The following is a 22,739-nucleotide window of genomic DNA, read 5'->3' as shown; positions in this document are numbered from 1 at the left end:
CAAATGAATGGCGTTTTTGCTTTTTATTGCAAGCTTTTGCGACGGCTTCGTTCTGCTTTTATCATCGATAATTCACGACTCGTTTGTCCCGCTACCGAAGTATTTTCTTCGGCACGACGAATCAAATAAGGCATCACATCTTTAACTGGACCAAAAGGCAAATATTTAGCTACATTGTATCTATTAGCTGCCAAATTATAACTAATATTATCGCTCATTCCGTACAATTGTCCAAACCAGATGCGTTCGTCATTCGTTTTGATAGCTCGTTCTTGCATCAACTTCATTAAAGTATACGAACTGGATTCGTTATGCGTTCCTGCAAAAATCGCCATGGTGTCCAAATGTTCCACCATATACAAAACAGCTGCATCGTAGTTTTTATCTGTTGCTTCTTTTGAAGCGCAAATTGGCGAAGGATATCCTTTTTCTTCGGCTCTTGCATTCTCTTTTTCCATATACGCACCACGTACTATTTTCATTCCAATGTAAAATCCTTCTTGTTGGGCTTTTTCGTGTAATTGTTTCAAATAATCCAAACGGTCCCAACGGTACATTTGCAAAGTATTGAAAACAATTGCTTTTTCTTTATTGTACTTTTGCATCATTTGAGCAACCAAATCATCCGCTGCGTCTTGCATCCAACTTTCCTCGGCATCAATCAACAAAGCAACATCTTTGTAATGAGCTGTTTTACAAACCAAATCAAAACGATCTACTACTCTATCCCATTCTTCTTTTTCGGAAGACGTTAAAGTTACTTTCGATCCCACTTTTTCATATAAATCCAATCGACCTAAACCTGTTGGTTTAAAAACAGCAAAAGGAATGGCTTGGCGTTCTTTAGCAAATTCAATTGTTTTTAAGGTCATGGCTAATGCAGCATCAAACTGCGCTTCTTCTTCTTTTCCTTCTACAGAATAATCCAATACTGATGAAACGCCTTTGGTAAACATTTTATCTACTACCGAAAGACAATCGTTCTCATTAACACCGCCGCAAAAATGATCAAAAACAGTTGCTCTAATCAAACCTTCTACTGGTAAATGCGCTTTGATTGCAAAATTAGTTACCGCGGTTCCAATACGAACAAGAGGCTCATTATCAATCATTTTGAATAAAAAATAGGCTCTATCTAACTCCGTGTCACTTTTTAAAGCAAACGCAATTTGTGTATTATTGAATATATTTTCCATTAATTGTTATATTTTTTTACAAATATAGAGAGAGTTTTCAATACTATTAATCAAAAAATCCCTTATTTTGCGTTCTCAATTAAAACAACACAATGCAAACAATTCAAGCCAATAATTATCCTGTTCATTTCAATGAAAAAGGCTATGAAGCCTTAAACTCACATTTGAAAGCAACTAAGTATTCTAATCTGTTTATTATAACAGATAGCAATACGAACGACTATTGTTTGCATAAATTCTTACCTTACTTAGAAACGGATTTGACCATCGAAATCATCGAATTTGAAGCGGGTGAAATCAATAAAAACATTGATACCTGTATCGAAGTTTGGAAAGTTCTAACTGAGTTGGGAGCTGACAGAAAAAGTTTAGTAATCAATTTAGGAGGAGGTGTTGTAACTGATTTAGGCGGTTTTGTAGCCTCAACCTTTAAAAGAGGGGTTGACTTTGTTAACATTCCTACAACTCTACTTTCTATGGTAGATGCTTCCGTAGGTGGAAAAACAGGGGTTGATTTAGGCAATTTAAAAAACCAAATTGGTGTAATTAACGTTCCGATAATGGTTTTAATTGATACGCAATATCTTGAAACAGTTCCTCAAAACGAGATGCGTTCTGGTTTAGCCGAAATGTTAAAACACGGTTTAATTTTTGACAAAAACTATTGGGAACAATTTCTAGACTTAAACAGCATTGACTTTACTGATTTAGATGAATTAATTCATCGTTCTGTTGCAATTAAGAATGAAATTGTGATGCAAGACCCTACAGAGAAAAACATTCGTAAAGCTTTGAATTTCGGACATACATTAGGACATGCTATTGAGGGTTACTTTCTAGAAAACACAACTAAAACCACATTACTTCACGGTGAAGCAATTGCCATTGGTATGATTTTAGAAAGTTATATTTCATGGCATAAAAATTTAATCTCTGAAGCCGAATACCACCAAATAAAATCGACAATCAAATCAATTTATGACGACATTACTTTTGAAGAAAATGACATCCAACCGATACTCGATTTATTAATTCATGATAAGAAAAATGAATTTGGTACCATTCAATTTGCATTAATCGAAGGAATTGGCGCAATAAAAATCAATCAATTAGTTGATAATGAATTGATTATTAAAGCTTTTCAAGACTATAAGTCGTAATCTTTTTTTTAGTTAAAAGGATTGCATTTCGTATATATATTTTTATACATTTGCCTCGATGAAAACGAATCAAAATACAATGTACTTCAAGCTGAACAGCTCCTTAAGCAACCGCTCTTCTTTAAGAATGTGGAAACGCTTTAATGCTTTCAAAGGAAGTTTTAGTTTTGATATTTTCCAGTACTTAAAAGCCGAAAATAAAAAACTTCAAATTGTGTATGCCAATATTAGAGTTTGAATTTTAGTTTAATTGTTATCTTAACTTTATTCAATCTAAAATTCTGATCGCTAAATGAATACAAAATATTTCGACTTAATCAATCAAACCTATTACTTCCCTCAAGAAGAATTTACTTTAAATAAAGACAACCTTCAGTTTCATAATATTGATTTGATGAAATTAGTGGAGCAATACGGAACTCCATTAAAGTTTACCTACCTGCCTCAAATTTCCAATAACATAAACAAAGCCAAAGCTTGGTTTCGTAAGTCAATGGAAAAAAATAAATATGAGGCAAAGTATTATTATTGTTATTGCACTAAAAGTTCTCATTTTGAATATATTATGAATGAGGCTTTCAAAAACAATATTCACATTGAAACATCTTCTGCATTTGACATTAACATTGTAGAGAATCTTTTAGAAAACGGAAAAATTAACAAAAGTACTTATGTAATTTGTAATGGTTTCAAGAGAGATCAATATGTTGAAAATATTGCTCGATTAATTAATACAGGACATAAGAATACAATTCCAATTATTGATAATTACGAAGAACTAGATTTGCTTCAAGCTCAAATAAAAGGAAAATTTAAAATTGGTATTCGTATTGCTGCTGAGGAAGAACCTAAGTTCGAGTTTTATACTTCTCGTTTAGGAATTGGATACAAAAACATTGTGCCTTTCTACAAAAAAGAAATTAAGGAAAATAAAAAATTGGAACTGAAAATGTTGCACTTTTTTATTAATACAGGGATCAATGATAATGCTTACTATTGGAACGAACTAGTAAAATGTATTAAAGTATATGTCGCCTTGAAAAAAGAATGTCCTTCATTGGATGGATTGAATATCGGCGGTGGTTTCCCTATCAAAAATTCTTTGACATTTGAATACGATTATCAATACATGATTGATGAAATTATCAATCAAATTAAAATTGCTTGTGACGAAGCCGAGGTTGATGTCCCAAATATTTTTACTGAATTTGGATCATTCACCGTAGGAGAAAGTGGTGGTGCGATTTACCAAATTTTGTATCAAAAACAACAAAACGATAGAGAGAAATGGAATATGATTGACTCATCTTTCATTACTACATTACCAGATACTTGGGCAATTAATAAGCGTTTCATTATGCTAGCTGTAAATCGTTGGAATGACACCTATGAAAGAGTTTTATTAGGTGGTTTAACCTGTGATAGTGATGATTATTACAATTCAGAGCAAAATATGAATGCTATCTATTTGCCAAAATACAATAAAGAAAAACCACTTTACATAGGATTTTTCAATACAGGTGCGTACCAAGAAACTATCGGAGGTTATGGAGGTTTACATCACTGTTTGATTCCACAGCCAAAACACATCTTAATTGATCGAGATGAAAATGGCATCTTAGCTACCGAAGTGTATTCAGAGCAACAAACTTCAGATGATGTTTTAAAAATATTAGGTTACAACAAAAAATAATTATACACACAATAAGAAATTTAAAAATTTGTTATATTTGGTAATGCCATCAACTGTAACTTTTAATTTTTAAATAGTAAATTTAAAAAAATGAGTAAAGGACCAATCAGTCAGTTTATTGAAAAGCATTACTTGCACTTTAATTCTGCATCTTTAGTTGATGCTGCAAAAGCTTACGAACAGCAATTAGCTAATGGAGCCAAAATGATGGTGAGTATGGCGGGTGCTATGAGTACCGCTGAAATCGGAAAAATTTTCGCAGAAATTATTCGTCAAGACAAAGTACAAATCATTTCTTGTACAGGAGCTAATCTTGAAGAAGATATCATGAACTTAGTAGCACACTCTCATTATGAAAGAGTACCTCACTATCGTGATTTAACTCCACAAGACGAATGGGATTTATTAGAAAGAGGATTGAATCGTGTAACTGATACTTGTATTCCAGAACATGAGGCCTTCCGTCGTTTGCAAAAACACATTTATAAAATTTGGAAAGACGCTGACGACAAAGGAGAACGTTACTTTCCACACGAATTCATGTATAAAATGTTGCTTTCTGGTGTTCTTGAAGAATACTATGAAATTGACTTGAAAGATAGTTGGATGTATGCAGCAGCAGAAAAAAACTTACCTATTATTGTTCCGGGTTGGGAAGACAGTACTATGGGGAACATTTTTGCTTCGTATGTTATCAAAGGAGATTTAAAAGCTTCTACTATGAAGTCTGGAATTGAGTACATGACTTTTTTAGCTGATTGGTATCCAAAAAATAGCGCTAACGGAATTGGATTCTTCCAAATTGGTGGAGGTATTGCAGGAGATTTTCCTATTTGTGTAGTACCAATGTTGTACCAAGATATGGAAATGCATAACATTCCTTTCTGGAGCTATTTCTGTCAAATTTCAGATTCTACAACCAGTTATGGATCTTACTCTGGAGCAGTTCCAAATGAAAAAATAACTTGGGGTAAATTGGACATCAACACTCCAAAGTTCATTATTGAATCTGATGCTACCATTGTAGCACCTTTAATTTTTGCTTATTTATTAGACCTATAGAATATATCCCAATTTATGAAAAGAGTAATTGTTGACTACGCTAAACTTACCAATGAAATTTTAAACTTGTTAGTCGAAAAATTTCCTGATGGTTATGATGATTCAGATGTTATTCGTTTTAAAAATGCAAAAAACGAGTTAGTCGAAGCAGTAGAAGTAAGAACAGAAGATACTATTTATTTAGTAAAAGTAAGTACTAAACTTTCTGATAGAATCGAAAACTATGATGAAGATGATGTAATCATCGACGAAGTCGTTGCACCGATTAAAGGACTTGAACTAGACGAAGACGATAGTGATGACGAAACAGAAGACGACAAACTAGACAATGATTCGGAAGATGGAGATGATGACGAAGATGATAAAGACTTTGACGATATTGAAGACGAAGACGACGAAGATGATGAATAATTATTAATTCGCTACTATCTAAAAAAGGCTATCTATAAAAAATAGATAGCCTTTTTGTATTACATTTTTAATTACAAATAACGTTCTTCAAATACTTTTTGATGTTGTTTTTGATGCCCAATTAAAATAAATCCAATAGCTCTAACAGAAATTGCATGATCCGAAGCAACTCCTACTCTCTTCAATTGTTCTTCAGAAAAACTTTTAAAAAGCAATAAATTAGAATGCCTTACTGCTGATAATTCCGTTAGCAAACTTTGAAGACTTCTTGAATTTCCTTCTGTATTATTGGTGAAAAAATTTTCATCAAATCCTGGGAGTGGAGTTAAATCGTTTCTAGAAATTCGTAGAGCACGATATGCAAAAATTCGTTCGGTATCAATGATGTGTTGAATTATTTCTTTGATAGTCCATTTACCTTCAGCATACCGATAATCAAACTTATCCATAGGAATATTTTGCACAAATCGTATAAAATCATGCAAACAAATCTCTAGTTCTTCAATTAAATCAACATCTCCTGCTGCTTTGATATAGGCAGCATTAAATGTCGAATATTCCATTTCTGATAATTGACTCGATTTCATATCAAAAATTTAAGCTGAGTTTCTACTTGCATTAGTATTTCCAAAAAGTGAACGAGTCACAATTTTTTCGTATACACTAATCAATTTTTCATCAGGATTTTTTTGTTTCATCAACTCATTGATTCGAGTTAATCCATATTGTTGTATTGTTAACAATGGCAATACGATACGTTCTCTTATATCAATAGAAGCCTTACCGTCTGGATAGTTTTCCATTAACTCTTTGTGTCCTGCGATTTTCAATAACAAACGTTTAGTTTCCAAAAATTCATTATAAATAATTAGCCAAAATTCACCAAACTCTGGATCTTTACTCATATAAGCTGTTAAAGGAAAAAATGATTTTGCCAATGACATCATACTGTTTTCTAACAAGGTTTTAAAGAACAAGGAACCATCATATAAGTTTTGAACTTTATCCCATTGGTTGGTATCTTCAAAATATTTTAAGGCAGTTCCAACACCAAAAAATCCAGGTACATTTTGTTTCAACTGACTCCAAGAACCCACAAATGGAATAGCTCTTAAATCAGCAAAATCCAAATTCTCAGACTTACTTCTTTTTGATGGACGACTACCAATATTAGTTTTAGCATAATATTTTAAGGTACTCATTTGTTCTAAATACGGGATGAATTTAGGATGGTTTTTAAAACTTAAATATTTTTCATACCCTAATTCAGCTAATTGATTTAAAATCTTTTTTTCATCCTGGGTTAACTCATTTCTTCCTTTAGCGAATACCTGGTTAGTTACACCTGCACTCAACAAATTTTCTAGGTTATGTCGACAAGAGTCTAAAGTACCAAAATTAGAACTAATCGTTTGTCCTTGAACAGTAACTTGGATTTCATTATTTTCGATATTTGGACCTAAAGAAGCATAGAATTTATGTGTTTTACCTCCACCTCTTGCAGGAGGTCCACCTCTACCATCAAAGAAGATTACTTTAATTCCGTACTTTCTTGAGATTTCAGTCAGCGATTCTTTTGCTTTATAAATACTCCAATTTGCCATTAAATATCCACCATCTTTAGTTCCATCCGAAAAACCTAACATGATAGTTTGTTTTTTATTTCGAGTTTCAAGATGTTTTGCGTAAGCAGGATTAGTATATAACTTTTCCATAATTTCATGTGCATTTTGCAAATCATCAACTGATTCAAAAAGAGGAATAATATCAACTGTAGGTAAATCCCAATCACTTAATTTAAACAATGCAAAAGTCTCCATTACATTTAGAGCGCTCTCATTATTACTAATAATATAACGATTTGACCCGAATTCGCCGTTATTTTTTTGTATCGTTTTAATGGCTTGGATGGAACCTAATGTTGAATTTGTCATTTCATTTTCAAAATCTTCAGGATTTAAATTTCCAGAAACATTTGATAAAACGTCTATTTTTTCGCTTTCAGTAAGCTCAAAATAATTCGTTGGAAATACTTTTGACCCTGATTGTAAATAGAAATTCACAACATCTCTAAAAACGGCGTCATGAACTTTGCTATTTTGACGAATATCTAAAGTAGCAAAATGAAACCCAAACAAATTTACTTTGATTAACAATGCGTCTAATTGATCTACATATAGCGACTGATGCTGTTCAACAATTATAGTTCTAATCCTTTTTAATTGAGAAATAAATTCGTCAAGAGTGATAAAAATTTCACCTTTAGAATAAAAAACGGAGCGATACAATTTTTGCTCTAACTCTGACACCAAAATATCTACACCCGAAAATGTTAATTTTCGTTTCAAACGTCTCATTTCAACATAATAACATTTTAAGATAGAAGTTCTTAAACGGTCAGCTACTTTTAAGGTAATTTCAGTGGTTACAAATGGATTCCCATCTCGGTCTCCACCTGGCCAAAAACCCAATTTAATTAACGGATTTTTTATTGAATTTCCACTAAATAAATTTTTCTCTAAATAATGAACCATCTCTCCTGCTGTCTCATAAAAAACATTTTCTAGATACCAAACTAAGCTAACAGCTTCGTCGTACGGATTTGGTTTTTCGTTTTGAATGAAAGGAGTTTTACCTAATTGTGCTAATAATTGTTTGATCCCTAATAAATTATTTTCACGAATTGCTGCAGTCAAATCATTTATAATTCCCAAAACAGCCCCAGGATAAAATTGTGTTGGATGCGCTGTCAAGACAGTTCTAACATTAAAATTTTCTAAAAACTCTATTAATTCTTCTTTACTATTTTTATCATCTGCTTTCTCTTTGATATCACGCAAAGAACCTCTTCCTTCCATGTTGTTTACCGCAGGAAAAGCAGCGTCTTCAATAGCATCAAAAAGCACAATCTGTCTTTCTATATATTGAATAAAACGAAACATCAAATCAATTTTATCGGATTCAGAATCAGTATGCAAATATTTTTTTGCAAAAAATTCCACGATCTCTCCGGGAGTTTCTTGTTTTTTAAACCCTGTTTCACAAACTTCAGTAAATAAAGGCAATAAAACACCTGTATTATCAATAGAATCAAAAGGTAGTGTAATAAAGACACTATTGTAAATATGATATTTTGACAGAACATCTTGATTAAAACGTTCAATTTTAGGAAGGGTATACATGGTTTAAGTAGTAGTTAGTTGTTGTTGTAGATTCATTTGACATAAAAAAACCCCAAGCAGTAACTTGAGGTTATATATTATATAGCATCAAGCATTACATGTTTTTAAAAATTGTATGCATTAAACGTTTCTTATCATTAATACTTTCTTCCAATGAAATCATGGTTTCAGTTCTGTAAACTCCATCAATATCATCAATCATAAAAATAACATCCTTTGCATGTTTAGTATCTTTGGCTCTAATCTTACAAAAGATATTGAATTTACCTGTAGTAACAGATGCAACCGTTACAAAAGGAATCTCATTAATTCTCTCCAAAACAAATTTGGTTTGAGAAGTATTGTTTAGAAAAACACCTACATATGCTATAAATGAGTATCCTAATTTATCATAATCAAGTACTAGAGAAGATCCCATAATAATTCCTGCATCTTCCATTTTTTTCACTCTTACGTGAACCGTACCTGCTGAAATCAATAATTTTTTAGCAATATCCGTAAATGGAACTCTAGTATTATCAATCAACATATCTAAAATTTGGTGATCTACTTCATCTAAACGAAACTTACTCATATTTATTCAATTAATATTATTAATTACCTAAAAACAAAGAATAAAAATATGTATAAAAATTAAATAAAAAGTAAAAATTTTAGTTTTTTACCAATCCATTAACAAATTTTATATCATTATTTAAGTAAAAATTGGCTTTTTGATCTAATTTAGGAATGTTATTATAATCATCCGTATAAAGAGCTCCCTGCGCATCATACTCACAATGACCAAAACAATTTTCTAAATTGTCAATTTGATTAATATATGCATTAAAACAAATTCGATCCCCAATTAATTCTTCTTTGTATTGTGACGCAAAATTGATGATTTTTTCGTTACCATCATAATTTATTTTGACATTTTTATACAAAAAATCACAAAAAACGGGATTATTTTGTGAAATATTCAAATAATCTTCCATTCTATTAGTAACTATATCGTTTTCGCTAATAACCTTAAAAGCTGTAACCAATGAAATAAAAACAAATTTTCTTGTCTGTTCTCTTTCATAATCATTCGGAAAATGACCTGCTTCAAATAAAATAGTTGGAACTCCAAGATATTGAAATGTATCTCCAATACAATTGATATTGAATGAATCATCAAAACGACCTACTTGCCCTGGGATAAATTGTTGAAGAACTTCATTTATTCCTGCTATAACATTGATTGCTTTTAATCTTGATTCATTAACCTCTCTTTCTTCATTATAAGAAGGTGCTAAAAATGACATCGTAGCTGGTTTTCCTGTATTAGCAACTCCAAAAATGGTGCGCTGATCATGAAGATTAAAACAAAAATCAGGCTTAAATCGTTCAAAAGTAGCCCGTAATACTTGGCTTTCCGGCTGTGATATATCTTGAGAATCGCGATTTAAATCTACCCCATTTGCATTTGCTCGAGTGTACAAAGTAGCGCCATCAGGATTTAAGATTGGAATCCAACAAAAAGTAAAATGATTTAGAAATTGTTTCGCTAAATCCGACTCACTATGCAGTAGATTTACAAAATCAAACATTCCTTTGGTTGTGGTACTTTCATTGCCATGCATCTGTGACCAAAGAAAAACACGTTTTGCCCCATGCCCTATTTGATATTCATAGATTGGCTTTCCTAAAACAGATTGTCCAATAACTTGCAATTGGTTGTTGGTGTTTAATCGATTTAAGACAGGCTGAATATGATCTAACGTCAAATAACGACCTTGTATAGATTGTTCTTTATTTTGATTGAATGCAACTTCTAAATTCATATTTTTAAATTTGATTTTACAAAAGTAACTAACTTATAGTAATGACATTTTCTTAATTATTTTCTTTTACTTGAAAACCATATTCAGGAATTTTACCTTTTACACCTATAAAATGCTGATTTAAAATCAATAAATCTTGATCTATATTTCCTGATGGTTGCAACGGAGTTCCGAATCGCACTTCTTTTTTACCAAAATCAAAAGCAACGGGAACAATTGGAACATCTGCTTTTAAGGCTATATAATAGAATCCTGTTTTTAATTCAGTAACATGTTTTCTGGTTCCTTCTGGAGCTATTGCTAACCTGAACACTTCTTTTTTAGCAAATAGCGAAGCGATTGCATCTACTCTATTTAACCCCCCTGTGCGATCTAATGGAGCACCTCCCATATATCTGAAATAATACCCAAACGGAAAACGAAACAATTCTTTCTTTGCTACAAAATTCATCTCAAGTCCAATAATCCCTCGAGTAAATATTCCTAAATAGAAATCATGCGCACTAGTATGCGGTAATACCATCATAACACATTTTTTTATTGAAGGATGAATTGTACCAATTATTTTCCATCCCATAACTTTAAAAAATAACCACTTATAGAATTGCTTCTTCATTCTTTTAAATTTATTGCAAATAAAAACAATTAAAATCTTATTTTTGAAGAAATCCCCACAATATGATACAACGATTATTAAGTTATTTTCTGCCCATAACTATTTATAAAACACAATCTAATTGGAATAAATCTATCGAAATTACTTGGACAAATGGAGAATTAGTAATTGATTCCGAAAATACTAACTATTCATACGGTAGTTTACAACGTATTTTAAAACATGGATTAAAAAAAATTGGATTTAGCCAGATTAGAGAAATGAACAAAATATTAGTCTTAGGAGTTGCGGGAGGAAGTGTCATTAAGACTTTAATTGATGAAATTCAATATAAGGGAATCGTTACTGGAATTGAAATTGATGCTAAAATTATTGAAGTAGCTAATTCTTACTTCAAACTTAATCAAATTCCCAATCTGACTTTACTGAATACTGATGCTTTTGAATTTGTTTTACAAGCCAAAGAAAAATACGATTTAATTATTGTTGATATTTTTCAGGATACTAAAATGCCTGCTTTTTTGTTTGAGAATTTTTTCACAGAAAGACTTTGTGCTTTACTTCAAAAGAAAGGATTTATACTATTTAATACGATGGTTTTAACAAAAAATGATACAGCCAGAAATGAAAAATACTGTTCTGAATTTTACCAACCTAATTTTAAAATAAAACGAATCCCTAAAGTTGAAATTCACAATGAATTAATCCTAATTGAAAACATAATTTAGTATTTTTTTACTAACTTGAAAGAAACTATTTTTAGCACAAATGAGAAAAGCAGTCAAAAAATTATTTTTAGGAAAATCATCTAACGGAAAACAAGCTGAATTTGATCCCATTGAGAAAAGAATTCGGAACATACAGTCTATTTGGAATAATGATCATCAAGATGATAATGGTATCGAAAAAATTTTTCGTTTACTTCTATCTACCTCACAATTACTATTTCCTGGTATTTATATCAAATATTTTTCTAGAAAAAAAGGTATTGAATACCAAGATTTAGCTACCGATTTTTATATCCTACTCAAAGTGAGCTTTCCTATTGTAATTTTAGTAAATCAATGGCAGCACTATCAATGGGTTATTATTATAATGACCTATACTTTTTTTGAAACTCTTTTTTATATTCCAACTTTAATTTTTGCTTCTGATTTATTTTCTAGACCACGCTCTTACAGAAGGTCAATGCTATTGTTGTTTTTCAATTATTTGGAAATTGTATTTGCATATGCAGTTTTCTACTCGTGTGGAAACTACTTAAACAAACCATTTCAAAATTGGTTTGACTCAGTATATTTCAGTATTATTACCTCATCATCAATTGGTTATGGCGATTTTCATCCCGTAACTACTTTTGGAAAATTTTTAGTGAGTACACAAGCTTTATTATTCTTGTTTTTTATTGTGTTATTTTTGAATTTTTTCTCTACTAAAGTTAAAAGTAAAGGATATTTTGATCATGAAAACAACGAATAATTATATCATTTTTCGTGCTTTCTCTAAATCCTCCGGAGTATCGATTCCAATGCCAACATGGGTGGTTTCGACCATTTTGATACGTTTCCCAAATTCTAAATAACGTAATTGTTCTAGTTTTTCAGAAGCTTCCAAGGATTGCATTGGCAAACTATAAAAATCTAATAGTGCTTGTTTTCTGAAAGCATAAATTCCAATGTGTTGAAAATAGCGCACACCTACATTTTTCTCCCTTGGATAAGGTATCACCGAACGGGAAAAATACAAGGCAAAGTCATTTTGATCTATAACTACCTTGACATTATTAGGATTATTGATATCCTCTTCATTAGTAATTTCACGCATTACAGAGGCTAAATCAACCTGTCTAACCGCATCGTTTTTAAAGACATCTATTACTTTCTGTAAAGGATCTACATCGATAAAAGGCTCGTCTCCTTGAACATTGACTACGATATCAACATCTAAGTTTTGAACCGCTTCGGCAATTCGATCACTCCCTGACTCATGTTCTTTGATGCTCTTGATGGCCTTGCCCCCATTAGAAACAATTTCTTGAAAAATGATATCGGAGTCTGTAACCACAAAAACATCATCAAACAGCTTGGTAGTAATAGCCGCTTCGTAAGTTCTTAAAATCACTGTTTTGCCACCCAAATCTTGCATTAATTTGGCTGGAAATCGGGTTGAAGCGTATCGTGCAGGTATAACGGCTATTATTTTCATAGCTTTGGTTAAAACATTAATAGTATTAAATCAGATGCAAATTTAATTAATTTATTGAGTTTATCCTTTTACATTATTTTTACTGAAGTCATACTCAAAGAACCAGCTACTAATTTATCATTAAATAAATACAATTCATCCTTTTTATCTTTTAATCCCAAGGTATAAATTAAGGGTAAAAAATGCTCTGGTGTTGGAATAGCTATTCGCAGGGCTTTATTCTGTTTTTCATACTCTAGTAATGGTTTAAAATTAGCATCTAATAAATAATTATTAACTACTTCTCGAGCCTCAATTGCCCAGTCATAGCCATAATTGTCTTTGTCGAAATTAGGGTAATCTACTAATCGTAAATTATGAACAATATTACCACTCCCTACAATTAGAATGCCTTTATATCTTAACTGGTTTAGTTGTTTAGCCAATTCAAAATGGTATTCTGGTGGCTTCGAATAATCAATACTTAATTGAATAACAGGAACATTTGCATCGGGATACAAATGTTTAATTACACTCCAAGTTCCGTGATCTAACCCCCAGGTTTCATCTAATTCAACTTCAACGGGTAGTAGTAATTCTTTGGTTTCCAAAGCCAATTCAGGACTCCCTTTAACGGGATATTGCACCTCAAATAATTCTTGTGGAAAACCACCAAAATCATGAATGGTTTTTGGCATTTCCATAGCGGTTACTTTAGTTCCTTTAGTATACCAATGTGCCGAAATACACAAAATTGCATTGGGCTGCGGCAGTGATTTTGCCAAATCTCGAAAACCAGCCACAAACTGATTTTCTTCAATGGCATTCATCGGACTTCCGTGTCCTAAAAACAAAACCGGCATTTTATCGGTAGTTGAGAAACTTCTAGATACAGTGTGTAAATCGTTTAAATTTTGCATAATTATCGTTTTAAATTAGTCCACAAAACTTTCGTCTTTAAAACCAATCAAATACAATTTATTTTTTGCTCGTGTCATTGCTGTATATAACCAACGAATATAATCATTATTGATTCCGTCCGGCAAATACGGCTGCTCGATAAAAACCGTATTCCACTGTCCGCCTTGCGATTTATGACAGGTTATTGCATAGGAGAATTTAACTTGTAATGCATTGAAATATTCGTTGTTTTTTATCTTCTGAAATTGCTTGTACTTAGTTTCACCTTCGTAATCTTTTAGCACTTCTTGATATAAACGATTGGACTCTTCATAAGTCAACGAAGGCGATTCACTTTTTATTGTATCCAAAAGCAAAACCGTTTCAAAAGGCCTTTGATTGGGATAATCCACCATTCGGATTTTAACTTTGGCAAACTTAAAACTATACAATTCTTGAATGCTAAATAGTTCTAACACTTCAATAATATCACCATTAGCAATAAAACCAGCTTCATCCGAATCTTTTAACCAAAAGTAATTGTTCTTTACCACCATCAAAAAGTCTCCTGTTGATAGCTCACTTTCTCGGTCTAAAATTCGAGTTCTAATTTGTTCGTTGTATTGATTAGCTCTTTTATTCGAACGAACAATAAATGCGGTATCTTCAATACTATAATTATTGTACGCCGAATGTATCGCATCTTGAATATCATAACCATCTACTAAACGAACAATATCCTTGAATTTACGTACGTCAAATTGAAATTCGTTAATAAAACTATCTTTTAATAGTTCTCGAAGTTCGGTAGCATTAAATAAAATACCAGAGTTTTCTTCCTGACGCATCACTTCATCTAATTCAATAGACTCGATTTCTTTGTCATAATGCACTGCCAAAGTATGGGTATCCAAGGCTGGACTGATGTCCAAATTCACTGGAGGCAACTGGGCAGTGTCTCCCAACAGAATCATTTTACAGTTGGTTCCTGAATATACATACGAAATTAAATCATCCAATAAAGAACCGTTTTCATATAATTTTGAATCTGAATTAGCGTCTGAAATCATGGAAGCCTCATCAACAATGAAAATGGTATTTTTATGTTTATTAGGTTGCAAAGTGAACGAAATGCCTCCGCCTGAAGATTTCTTAGGGAAATAGATTTTTTTATGAATGGTAAAAGCAGGTTTATTCGAATAATTGGCAATCACCTTAGCTGCACGGCCTGTTGGCGCAAGCAAAACATATTTTTTATTAATCTCAATTAAGTTATTGACAATCGTAGAAATGACCGTAGTTTTTCCTGTTCCTGCATATCCTTTCAATACAAAAATGGTATTGTTTTCCATTTCAGTTAAGAAAATAGCAATCTTTTGAAAAAAAATATCCTGTTTGTAAGTGGGTTCAAACGGAAATTTTTTCTTTAAAAGACTGTAAAACAGGGAGGAGTTCATTACGATTAATTTGATTGCAAAGTAAGCAATTGGAATGACAAAAATCAATCACAATTTCAAAAATCAAGTTCAATTTCAAAAATCAACTTTAGTTTAACATTGCGATTCATTTTGATATTGAATATTGAAATTGCTATTGAAGTTGATTTTTGCTATTGTTATTCGTATGTTTGCATTGTTGAAAAAAAACGTATGAACACAAACATCACCGAAAAAAAGTATAAAAAATTATCTATTCAAGTTGCCTTGAACGGACTTTCTTTTTGTTGTTTTGACACGTTGAACAACACCATCACTTCTTTTAACGAAGTGCATTTTGACACCTTTCATAAGGCTACTAAAACCGAAGATTTATTTGCTGATGCTTTTAGTGATTATCCAGAATTAAAGGAGTCGTATGATGAAATTCTAATAATTCACAATAACAATTTATCCACCTTTGTTCCTGAGCCGTTGTTTGATGAAAACTTTTTAGGAAGCTATTTACAATACAATACCAAAGTTTTTGAAACTGATTTTTTTGCTTTTGACGAAATTGCCAATTGCCAAATGAACACTGTTTACATTCCGTATGTAAATATCAATAACTTTTTTATTGACCAATTTGGCACTTTTGATTACAAGCATGCCAATACTATTTTGGTTTCCAAATTATTGATCGCGTCCAAAAACAATCCAGAGAAAAAGATGTTTGTACACATCAATTCAGGGCATTTTGAAATCATCGTGGTGCAAAACCAAAAACTTGTATTGTTCAATTCGTTTGACTATACTACTCCTGAAGATTTCTTGTATTACATTTTGTTTACAGCAGAACAATTAGGTTTAAATCCAGAAGAATTCTCTTTAGAATTGATTGGAAAAATCGATGCCGAAAGTGAGTATTACCAATTAGCCTACAAATACATTCGCAATGTGTCATTACTAGATGTAAGCGATTTACAAGCTAAAAACAATTTTTCAGAAGCGGATAACAGAACCCATTTTATACTTTTCAATTCATGAGAATTATTTCAGGCAAATACAAAGGCCGACGGATATTTCCTCCTAAAAACCTTCCTGTACGTCCTACAACCGATATGAGTAAAGAATCATTATTCAATGTGTTGAATAATCATTTTAACTTTGAAGGACTTAAAGTATTGGATTTATTCTCGGGAACAGGAAACATTAGCTTTGAATTTGCTTCCAGAGGTAGTTCGCCAATTACTTCAGTAGATGGTGATTTTGGTTGTGTAAAATTCATCAAACAAATCGCTGCTGAATTTGATTTTACTATTGCTGCTATTAAAAGTGATGTTTTTGCTTTTCTTGAAAAAAACAAAACTAGTTACGATGTCATTTTCGCAGATCCTCCTTATGGTTTAGACCAAAAAACATTTGAAAAAGTAGTTACTTTAGTTTTCGAAAAAGGACTTTTAGAAGAAGACGGAATGTTAATTATTGAGCATTCCAAATACACTAAAATGGAACATTTACCTCATTTTTCTTTTCAGAAAAGTTATGGTGGATCTTTCTTTAGTTTTTTTGAAATAGCATCTTCTGAAGAGGAAACTGAAGAAGAATAATTTTTATAAGTATAATCCCAATAGGAATTCTATCTAGGTAAAAACCCTAATGCAGGAAATAAAATTCCTTTAGGGATGATATACCGTCCCTACGGGACTTTTATTCTTGTGAACTTGATTTCTAATTACCAATATTTAACTCCTAACGTAGTTGTAATAGTGGAAATGTCTTTTTGAAAATTCGAAGAATTACATTTTTTAATAAAAAAGCAGACCTATAAGCCGGATTCTGTCTCCAAGAAACGGAGCCTTATCATTTATCTAGGACTTACATTACTGCAAGCCTCAAGCTATCTACCCTTCAACAACGGACGAGAAGCCCTTAAATGCTGATATACTTGATATTTCACCGCATAGAGTTTACCTGGTTTCACTACAGCATTACCTGTACCTGCTTTCTGTTGCACTTGTCCTAATTCATCTCGAAATTTCGAGACCAACTGACGGGTGTTACCCGCTATGCTTCTCTGTGGTGTCCGGACTTTCCTCCCTTCGCAATGCGAACGGCGATAAGGCGGTCTGCGATGCAAATTTACAATTTTATTTACTGTAATTCATAATTGATTTTAGTATGGTTCCATATTACTAGAATTCAGATTATTGTTAGTAAATTGGGGATAAGTCGTCTTGTAATTAAAGAAAAGTTGTTGTTTTTTGAAAATTCATATCCTATATTTGCTATCTAATACGTTTTCAATGGAACAATTTATAGTATCGGCTCGTAAATACCGTCCTCAAACATTTAAAGATGTTGTGGGGCAAAAAGCCATTACTAGTACTTTGTTGAATGCCATCGAAAACAATCATTTGGCCTCTGCCCTTTTATTTACAGGGCCTCGTGGTGTAGGTAAAACTACTTGTGCACGTATTTTGGCACGAAAAATTAACCAACCTGGTTATGACGATCCAAATGAAGATTTTGCTTTCAATGTATTTGAATTGGATGCAGCATCCAACAACTCTGTAGATGATATACGAAACTTGATTGACCAAGTACGTATCCCACCACAAACTGGTCAATACAAAGTATACATCATCGATGAGGTACACATGTTGTCTTCGGCAGCTTTTAATGCGTTTTTGAAAACACTAGAAGAACCGCCAAAACACGCTATTTTCATTTTAGCTACAACGGAAAAACATAAAATCATTCCGACGATTTTATCACGTTGTCAAATATTTGATTTCAAAAGAATTACTGTTAAAGATGCAAAAGAGCATTTAGCAGATGTTGCCACTAGTCAAGGTGTGCAATTTGAAGACGATGCCTTGCACATTATAGCTCAAAAGGCTGATGGTGCTATGCGTGATGCTTTGTCCATTTTTGACCGAGTAGTTTCTTTTTGTGGAACTAATTTGACTCGTCAAGCGGTAACAGAGAATTTGAATGTTTTAGATTATGAAACCTACATTAATGTAACCGATTTGATTTTGGAAAACAAAATTCCAGAATTATTAGTTGCTTTCAATGAAATTCTAGCTAAAGGATTTGATGCGCATCATTTTGTGGCTGGATTGGCTTCGCACTTTAGGGATTTATTGGTTTCTAAAAACCCTGCGACTTTATCTTTGCTAGAAGTCGGAGAACAAGCTCAACAGATGTACGGTATTCAAGCGCAAAAATGTGATGCTAATTTCTTGTTGAAAGGAATTGAAATTGCCAATGATTGTGATTTAAAATACAAAGTCAGTCAAAATCAACGACTACTTGTAGAACTTTGCCTGATGCAATTGGCCTCCATCACTTTCGATGGAGAAAAAAAAAAGTTGAGCAATTTATAATTCCGCCTACTTATTTTAAAAATTCAGGTTATTCTATTGTTGAAGTAGTTAAAAATACTGAAACGCAAGAAAAAGCTGAAAATACTATTCCAGAAAAGACAAGTATCCCTTCGCTAGAAATTAAGGACATAACTCCTACTGAAGCAGTAATTGAAGCTCCTAAACCTATTACCGAACCAATACTTGAAGTAGTAAAACCTACTATTTCGAATGAATCGGAACCTAAAGTTTCGGCACTTTCTTTATCGAGTATTCGTGCTAAAAAAGCATTAGAAGAAAACTCCAAAACTGTTGTAAAAGAGACACTTCATTTGCCTACAGAACCATTTACAGAAACTGAAATGTTGTTGCAATGGAATAAATACGCGCAACGCTTAGGTGACAAAGGATACAAAATCATGGAATCTTTATTGCTAATCAACGATCCCGTTTTGAACGGAACGCATATTACCATTGAATTGCCTAACGAAGGTTCAAAATTAGATTTTGAAAGTGAAAAATTAGGATTGTTAGGGTATTTAAAGGGGCATTTACACAACCACGATATTACTATTGAAGTAATTGTAAATGAAAGTTTTGAAAGTAAACGTAGCTTCAATGACCAAGATCGTTACAATCGTTTACATCAAATTAATCCGAACATTGAATTATTAAAATCAACATTCGGATTAGATATTACATAAGTGATTTTCTAAATTTTACCGTAATACATTGCTTTAACAATTCCGTCTGCTAAACCAATTTTAGGAACATAAATATTTCTAGCTCCACTCCATTTCATAGCATTCAAATAAATTCGTGTGGCAGGAAGAATTACATCGGCACGGTCTGAGTTCAAACCTAATTCAGCAATACGTTGTTCATACGTCAATGAATTTAAAAAAGCATATTGCGAATTAATATAAATATAAGACAATGGTTTTTCTTGAAGTTTTCCTGACATTTTGAATAACTTATTGATATTCCCTCCAGAACCTATTAAAGTAACTTCATCATATTCTTCGGTATGGGTTCGAATCCATTTTTCAATTTCATCCCAAACTATTTCGTGAACCATATTATTCAATAAACGAACCGTTCCAGCTTTAAATGATCTAGAAACAATCATTTTCCCGTTAGAAAACAACGTAAATTCAGTACTTCCTCCTCCTACATCAACAAAAAGATAGGTTTGATCCGTTTTTAATAAATGATGTAAATCAGTTGAAGCAATAATGGCAGCCTCTTTTTTGCCATCAATAATTTCAATTTTTACACCTGCTTTTTTCTTAATGATTTCAGTTACTTCTTTTCCGTTATACGCTTCGCGCATTGCCGAAGTCGCAAAAGCTTTATACTGTTCTACCTTGTGTACTTTCATCAATAAACTGAATGCTTTCATCGCATCGCACATTCTATCAATGTTTTCTTCTGAAATGGCTCCAACAGTAAACGCATCTTGTCCCAAACGAATTGGCACACGAACTAAGGAACTTTTACTAAATTGGGTTTCTTTACCTTCTTGTTCAATAATATTGGCAATGAGCAATCGCATGGCGTTAGATCCAATATCGATTGCGGCGTATTTTTTTATTTTTAACATCAAAAATGATTGTGTGGGTCAATAAATTATAGTGTAAGAAATTAAATAACTTCTTCTTGAATTACTTTATTTTGATAATATTTATACGTCTCCAACTGGGCTCTAAAAACAGGATTATTTCCTCTTTGTCTGTATTTATTATCTAATTTTTGAGAATGGAATCGAGCTTTTACATTTCCTTTCCAACCCAAATCAAAATTATCAATTAATTCTTGTTTAATTTCTTCATCATAAATTGGACAGGTAACTTCAACCCTACCGTCTAGGTTCCTAGTCATGATATCAGCCGATGAAATATAGACTTCCGTTTGGCTCGCATTTCCAAAAATGTAAATTCTAGAATGTTCCAAATAATTATCTACAATACTAATAGCTTCAATATTTTCACTCATACCTGGAACTCCAGGTATTAACGAACAAATTCCTCTTACTTCTAATTGAATTTTAACTCCTGCTCTACTTGCCTCATATAATTTATCAATCATTTCAGTATCTGAAAGACTATTCATTTTTAATTTCATATACGTCTTTCTACCTGCAAGTGCATGAGAAATTTCTCTATCAATTAATTTATGGAAACGACTTCTTGTATAATGAGGAGAAACAATTAAATGTTTGTATCGATGTACTCTATAATTAGTATCAAAGAAATCAAATATTTTAGAAACGTCTTTCAAGATTTTTTGATGTGCAGTGAAAAGTGTTACATCGGTATATACTTTGGCTGTAGCTTCGTTAAAATTACCCGTAGATATAATTCCGTAACGCTTGATTTTTTTACCCTCCAATCGTTCAATAACACAAATTTTGCTGTGTACTTTTAAACCTTTAATTCCAAAAATAAGTTCGATACCCTCGGTTTGCATTTGCTCTGCATAGGAAATATTACTTGCTTCGTCAAAACGAGCTTGCAATTCGATTTGAACAGTTACTTTTTTACCGTTTTTTGCGGCATTGATTAGCGAGCTAATAATTTGCGAATTTTTAGCCAAACGATATAATGTAATTTTAATCGTGGTTACTTTTGGATCCAAAGCTGCTTCTCGCAAGAATTTGATAACATAAGAATACGATTGGTACGGTGCATTAACTAAATAATCTTTTACCGCAATTTTTTTCATTATGTTTTCGTCCAAACTCAATCCTGGAATTGGCAACGGTGGATTCGTTTTATATAACAAATCAAACCTTCCTAAATTTGGAAAATCCATATAATCTCTTCTATTATGATATTTACCGCCTGGGATAATACTATCGGTAGCATCAATTTTCATATTAGTCAAGAAAAAATGAAGCGTGTCTTTGTCAATCGTTTGATCATAAATAAACCGAACAGGTTCTCCAATTCTTCGATCTTTTACACCTGCCGATATTTTTTCTAACATACTCTTACTCATGTCGCTATCAATATCCAATTGTGCGTCTCGAGTAATTTTTATCATGTGTGCAGAAACACTTTCGTAATCGAAAATATCGAAAATTTTATTCAAATTAAGACGAATAACATCGTCTAACATAATCACAAATTGTTTTTCTCCTTCTGGAGGTAAGACAACAAACCGATTGATTGTTTTTGGGAGTTCAATAACGGCATAACGAATTTCTGAGTTCGTATCAACATCTTCTTCTTGAGTCTGAATCTTAGTAACCAATTTCACTGCCAAATAACCCGCAGTATCTTTTAAAACAGGAAAGTGATCCAAATCATTCAAAATGATAGTAACCAATTCAGGACTCACTTTTTGAACAAAAAAATCCTTTAAAAAATTTTCTTGAGCTTCGGTAACATCGTGTTCATCAATCGTAAAAATATTTTCTTTTTCCAATCGAGCTTCAATATCATTTAAAATATCTAAACTTTCTGCTTGTTGCTCAATAACAATCTCCGTAATATCATTTAATAATTGCTGAGCCGAAATACCGTTAAAAAACTTTTCTCCTGAAATTCCGGTTAATGTTAATCTGCGAATAGCAGCAAAACGAACTCTAAAAAACTCATCTAAATTATTAGAAAAAATTCCTAAAAATCGCATACGGTCTAAAAGTGGTACTGTTTCATCTCCTGCTTCTTGTAGTACTCTAGCGTTAAAAGCTAACCAACTTTTTTCCCTATCAATATATTTTTGTTGCAACACTTA

General features: G+C 32.2%; 22 protein-coding genes and 1 other RNA gene. 11 read left to right on the top strand and 12 right to left on the bottom strand.

Translation table 11 applies throughout. From position 1 onward, the window contains the following. Positions 1–23: 23 nt before the first annotated feature. Positions 24–1,196 carry a proline dehydrogenase family protein gene (locus MG292_RS08455; protein WP_264533168.1) on the bottom strand — a complete coding sequence of 391 codons (1,173 nt, stop codon included), beginning with the start codon at positions 1,194–1,196 and terminating at the stop codon, positions 24–26. Between the two features lie 92 nt (positions 1,197–1,288). Between MG292_RS08455 and aroB the strand changes: the two genes are divergently transcribed. The 5 genes from aroB to MG292_RS08430 all read left to right on the top strand — a co-directional run bounded on the left by aroB (position 1,289) and on the right by MG292_RS08430 (position 5,522). Beyond that, complete coding sequence (aroB, locus tag MG292_RS08450) at positions 1,289–2,356, top strand: 3-dehydroquinate synthase (RefSeq protein WP_264533169.1); 1,068 nt, start codon at positions 1,289–1,291, stop codon at positions 2,354–2,356. Between the two features lie 58 nt (positions 2,357–2,414). Then, positions 2,415–2,594 (top strand): hypothetical protein, encoded by a 180-nt coding sequence (locus tag MG292_RS08445; protein WP_264533170.1) that lies wholly within the window; start codon positions 2,415–2,417, stop codon positions 2,592–2,594. 54 nt (positions 2,595–2,648) lie between these two features. Further along, positions 2,649–4,049, top strand: a complete 1,401-nt coding sequence (locus tag MG292_RS08440; RefSeq protein ID WP_264533171.1) for a type III PLP-dependent enzyme domain-containing protein — start codon at positions 2,649–2,651, stop codon at positions 4,047–4,049. A gap of 90 nt (positions 4,050–4,139) precedes the next feature. Beyond that, on the top strand, positions 4,140–5,111 hold the full coding sequence (locus tag MG292_RS08435; protein WP_264533172.1) for a deoxyhypusine synthase family protein: 972 nt from the start codon (positions 4,140–4,142) through the stop codon (positions 5,109–5,111). A gap of 15 nt (positions 5,112–5,126) precedes the next feature. Further along, positions 5,127–5,522, top strand: coding sequence for a DNA primase (locus MG292_RS08430; RefSeq protein ID WP_264533173.1), 396 nt, complete (start codon positions 5,127–5,129; stop codon positions 5,520–5,522). Between the two features lie 71 nt (positions 5,523–5,593). On the opposite strand, the gene MG292_RS08425 is transcribed toward MG292_RS08430, so the two are convergent. The 5 genes from MG292_RS08425 to MG292_RS08405 all read right to left on the bottom strand — a co-directional run bounded on the left by MG292_RS08425 (position 5,594) and on the right by MG292_RS08405 (position 11,128). Beyond that, a complete protein-coding gene (locus MG292_RS08425) occupies positions 5,594–6,109 on the bottom strand; it encodes a DinB family protein (protein ID WP_264533174.1) in 516 nt (171 codons plus the stop codon). 9 nt (positions 6,110–6,118) lie between these two features. After that, positions 6,119–8,704, bottom strand: a complete 2,586-nt coding sequence (locus MG292_RS08420) for a phosphoenolpyruvate carboxylase (protein ID WP_264533175.1) — start codon at positions 8,702–8,704, stop codon at positions 6,119–6,121. A gap of 94 nt (positions 8,705–8,798) precedes the next feature. Next, on the bottom strand, positions 8,799–9,278 hold the full coding sequence (locus MG292_RS08415) for an Lrp/AsnC family transcriptional regulator (protein WP_072943262.1): 480 nt from the start codon (positions 9,276–9,278) through the stop codon (positions 8,799–8,801). Between the two features lie 79 nt (positions 9,279–9,357). Beyond that, positions 9,358–10,512, bottom strand: a complete 1,155-nt coding sequence (locus tag MG292_RS08410; protein WP_264533176.1) for a M14 family metallopeptidase — start codon at positions 10,510–10,512, stop codon at positions 9,358–9,360. 52 nt (positions 10,513–10,564) lie between these two features. Then, on the bottom strand, positions 10,565–11,128 hold the full coding sequence (locus tag MG292_RS08405; protein ID WP_264533177.1) for a 1-acyl-sn-glycerol-3-phosphate acyltransferase: 564 nt from the start codon (positions 11,126–11,128) through the stop codon (positions 10,565–10,567). A gap of 62 nt (positions 11,129–11,190) precedes the next feature. Between MG292_RS08405 and MG292_RS08400 the strand changes: the two genes are divergently transcribed. After that, positions 11,191–11,856 (top strand): spermidine synthase, encoded by a 666-nt coding sequence (locus MG292_RS08400; protein WP_264533178.1) that lies wholly within the window; start codon positions 11,191–11,193, stop codon positions 11,854–11,856. A gap of 40 nt (positions 11,857–11,896) precedes the next feature. Then, positions 11,897–12,607 (top strand): potassium channel family protein, encoded by a 711-nt coding sequence (locus MG292_RS08395; RefSeq protein ID WP_264533179.1) that lies wholly within the window; start codon positions 11,897–11,899, stop codon positions 12,605–12,607. On the opposite strand, the gene kdsB is transcribed toward MG292_RS08395, so the two are convergent. The 3 genes from kdsB to MG292_RS08380 all read right to left on the bottom strand — a co-directional run bounded on the left by kdsB (position 12,608) and on the right by MG292_RS08380 (position 15,669). Next, entirely contained in the window at positions 12,608–13,333 is a 726-nt protein-coding gene (gene kdsB, locus MG292_RS08390; protein WP_264533180.1) for a 3-deoxy-manno-octulosonate cytidylyltransferase, read from the bottom strand. A 68-nt stretch (positions 13,334–13,401) separates the two neighbouring features. Continuing rightward, positions 13,402–14,232, bottom strand: coding sequence for a 4,5-DOPA-extradiol-dioxygenase (gene ygiD, locus MG292_RS08385; RefSeq protein ID WP_264533181.1), 831 nt, complete (start codon positions 14,230–14,232; stop codon positions 13,402–13,404). Between the two features lie 15 nt (positions 14,233–14,247). Beyond that, the gene (locus tag MG292_RS08380; RefSeq protein WP_264533182.1) at positions 14,248–15,669 is read right to left on the bottom strand and encodes an ATP-dependent DNA helicase; all 1,422 of its coding nucleotides are present in this window, start codon (positions 15,667–15,669) and stop codon (positions 14,248–14,250) included. Positions 15,670–15,861: 192 nt separating this feature from the next. Between MG292_RS08380 and MG292_RS08375 the strand changes: the two genes are divergently transcribed. Both MG292_RS08375 and MG292_RS08370 read left to right on the top strand, forming a co-directional pair. Next, positions 15,862–16,674: a DUF3822 family protein gene (locus tag MG292_RS08375; protein WP_264533183.1), complete on the top strand. Its 813-nt coding sequence runs from the start codon at positions 15,862–15,864 to the stop codon at positions 16,672–16,674. Continuing rightward, entirely contained in the window at positions 16,671–17,237 is a 567-nt protein-coding gene (locus MG292_RS08370) for an RsmD family RNA methyltransferase (RefSeq protein WP_264533184.1), read from the top strand. The genes MG292_RS08375 and MG292_RS08370 overlap by 4 nt, the downstream gene beginning before the upstream one ends. 202 nt (positions 17,238–17,439) lie before the next feature. Here MG292_RS08370 and rnpB read toward each other — a convergent pair. Further along, an RNA gene (gene rnpB, locus MG292_RS08365) (RNase P RNA component class A) lies at positions 17,440–17,763 on the bottom strand. 170 nt (positions 17,764–17,933) lie between these two features. On the opposite strand from rnpB, the gene dnaX reads away from it, so the two are divergent. After that, positions 17,934–19,019 carry a DNA polymerase III subunit gamma/tau gene (gene dnaX / locus MG292_RS08360; RefSeq protein ID WP_264533185.1) on the top strand — a complete coding sequence of 362 codons (1,086 nt, stop codon included), beginning with the start codon at positions 17,934–17,936 and terminating at the stop codon, positions 19,017–19,019. Continuing rightward, positions 18,956–19,702 (top strand): DNA polymerase III subunit gamma/tau, encoded by a 747-nt coding sequence (locus MG292_RS08355; protein ID WP_264533186.1) that lies wholly within the window; start codon positions 18,956–18,958, stop codon positions 19,700–19,702. The genes dnaX and MG292_RS08355 overlap by 64 nt, the downstream gene beginning before the upstream one ends. A gap of 8 nt (positions 19,703–19,710) precedes the next feature. Here MG292_RS08355 and MG292_RS08350 read toward each other — a convergent pair whose 3' ends face one another. Continuing rightward, complete coding sequence (locus MG292_RS08350) at positions 19,711–20,601, bottom strand: Ppx/GppA phosphatase family protein (RefSeq protein ID WP_264533187.1); 891 nt, start codon at positions 20,599–20,601, stop codon at positions 19,711–19,713. 41 nt (positions 20,602–20,642) lie between these two features. Next, complete coding sequence (gene ppk1, locus MG292_RS08345; RefSeq protein WP_264533188.1) at positions 20,643–22,736, bottom strand: polyphosphate kinase 1; 2,094 nt, start codon at positions 22,734–22,736, stop codon at positions 20,643–20,645. Positions 22,737–22,739: the final 3 nt, after the last annotated feature.

Origin of the sequence: Flavobacterium keumense (genome assembly GCF_029866485.1) — a bacterium.
GTDB lineage: Bacteria > Bacteroidota > Bacteroidia > Flavobacteriales > Flavobacteriaceae > Flavobacterium > Flavobacterium keumense.
Note: the sequence above shows the minus strand (reverse complement) of the source record. Positions and strands in the feature narration are given on the sequence as shown.

What these genes read in the sequence shown, in the direction of transcription:
- MG292_RS08455 (WP_264533168.1), bottom strand. Translation starts at nt 1,196, where the DNA reads ATGGAAAATATATTCAATAATACACAAATTGCGTTTGCTTTAAAAAGT.
- aroB (WP_264533169.1), top strand. Translation starts at nt 1,289, where the DNA reads ATGCAAACAATTCAAGCCAATAATTATCCTGTTCATTTCAATGAAAAA.
- MG292_RS08445 (WP_264533170.1), top strand. Translation starts at nt 2,415, where the DNA reads ATGAAAACGAATCAAAATACAATGTACTTCAAGCTGAACAGCTCCTTA.
- MG292_RS08440 (WP_264533171.1), top strand. Translation starts at nt 2,649, where the DNA reads ATGAATACAAAATATTTCGACTTAATCAATCAAACCTATTACTTCCCT.
- MG292_RS08435 (WP_264533172.1), top strand. Translation starts at nt 4,140, where the DNA reads ATGAGTAAAGGACCAATCAGTCAGTTTATTGAAAAGCATTACTTGCAC.
- MG292_RS08430 (WP_264533173.1), top strand. Translation starts at nt 5,127, where the DNA reads ATGAAAAGAGTAATTGTTGACTACGCTAAACTTACCAATGAAATTTTA.
- MG292_RS08425 (WP_264533174.1), bottom strand. Translation starts at nt 6,109, where the DNA reads ATGAAATCGAGTCAATTATCAGAAATGGAATATTCGACATTTAATGCT.
- MG292_RS08420 (WP_264533175.1), bottom strand. Translation starts at nt 8,704, where the DNA reads ATGTATACCCTTCCTAAAATTGAACGTTTTAATCAAGATGTTCTGTCA.
- MG292_RS08415 (WP_072943262.1), bottom strand. Translation starts at nt 9,278, where the DNA reads ATGAGTAAGTTTCGTTTAGATGAAGTAGATCACCAAATTTTAGATATG.
- MG292_RS08410 (WP_264533176.1), bottom strand. Translation starts at nt 10,512, where the DNA reads ATGAATTTAGAAGTTGCATTCAATCAAAATAAAGAACAATCTATACAA.
- MG292_RS08405 (WP_264533177.1), bottom strand. Translation starts at nt 11,128, where the DNA reads ATGAAGAAGCAATTCTATAAGTGGTTATTTTTTAAAGTTATGGGATGG.
- MG292_RS08400 (WP_264533178.1), top strand. Translation starts at nt 11,191, where the DNA reads ATGATACAACGATTATTAAGTTATTTTCTGCCCATAACTATTTATAAA.
- MG292_RS08395 (WP_264533179.1), top strand. Translation starts at nt 11,897, where the DNA reads ATGAGAAAAGCAGTCAAAAAATTATTTTTAGGAAAATCATCTAACGGA.
- kdsB (WP_264533180.1), bottom strand. Translation starts at nt 13,333, where the DNA reads ATGAAAATAATAGCCGTTATACCTGCACGATACGCTTCAACCCGATTT.
- ygiD (WP_264533181.1), bottom strand. Translation starts at nt 14,232, where the DNA reads ATGCAAAATTTAAACGATTTACACACTGTATCTAGAAGTTTCTCAACT.
- MG292_RS08380 (WP_264533182.1), bottom strand. Translation starts at nt 15,669, where the DNA reads ATGAACTCCTCCCTGTTTTACAGTCTTTTAAAGAAAAAATTTCCGTTT.
- MG292_RS08375 (WP_264533183.1), top strand. Translation starts at nt 15,862, where the DNA reads ATGAACACAAACATCACCGAAAAAAAGTATAAAAAATTATCTATTCAA.
- MG292_RS08370 (WP_264533184.1), top strand. Translation starts at nt 16,671, where the DNA reads ATGAGAATTATTTCAGGCAAATACAAAGGCCGACGGATATTTCCTCCT.
- dnaX (WP_264533185.1), top strand. Translation starts at nt 17,934, where the DNA reads ATGGAACAATTTATAGTATCGGCTCGTAAATACCGTCCTCAAACATTT.
- MG292_RS08350 (WP_264533187.1), bottom strand. Translation starts at nt 20,601, where the DNA reads ATGTTAAAAATAAAAAAATACGCCGCAATCGATATTGGATCTAACGCC.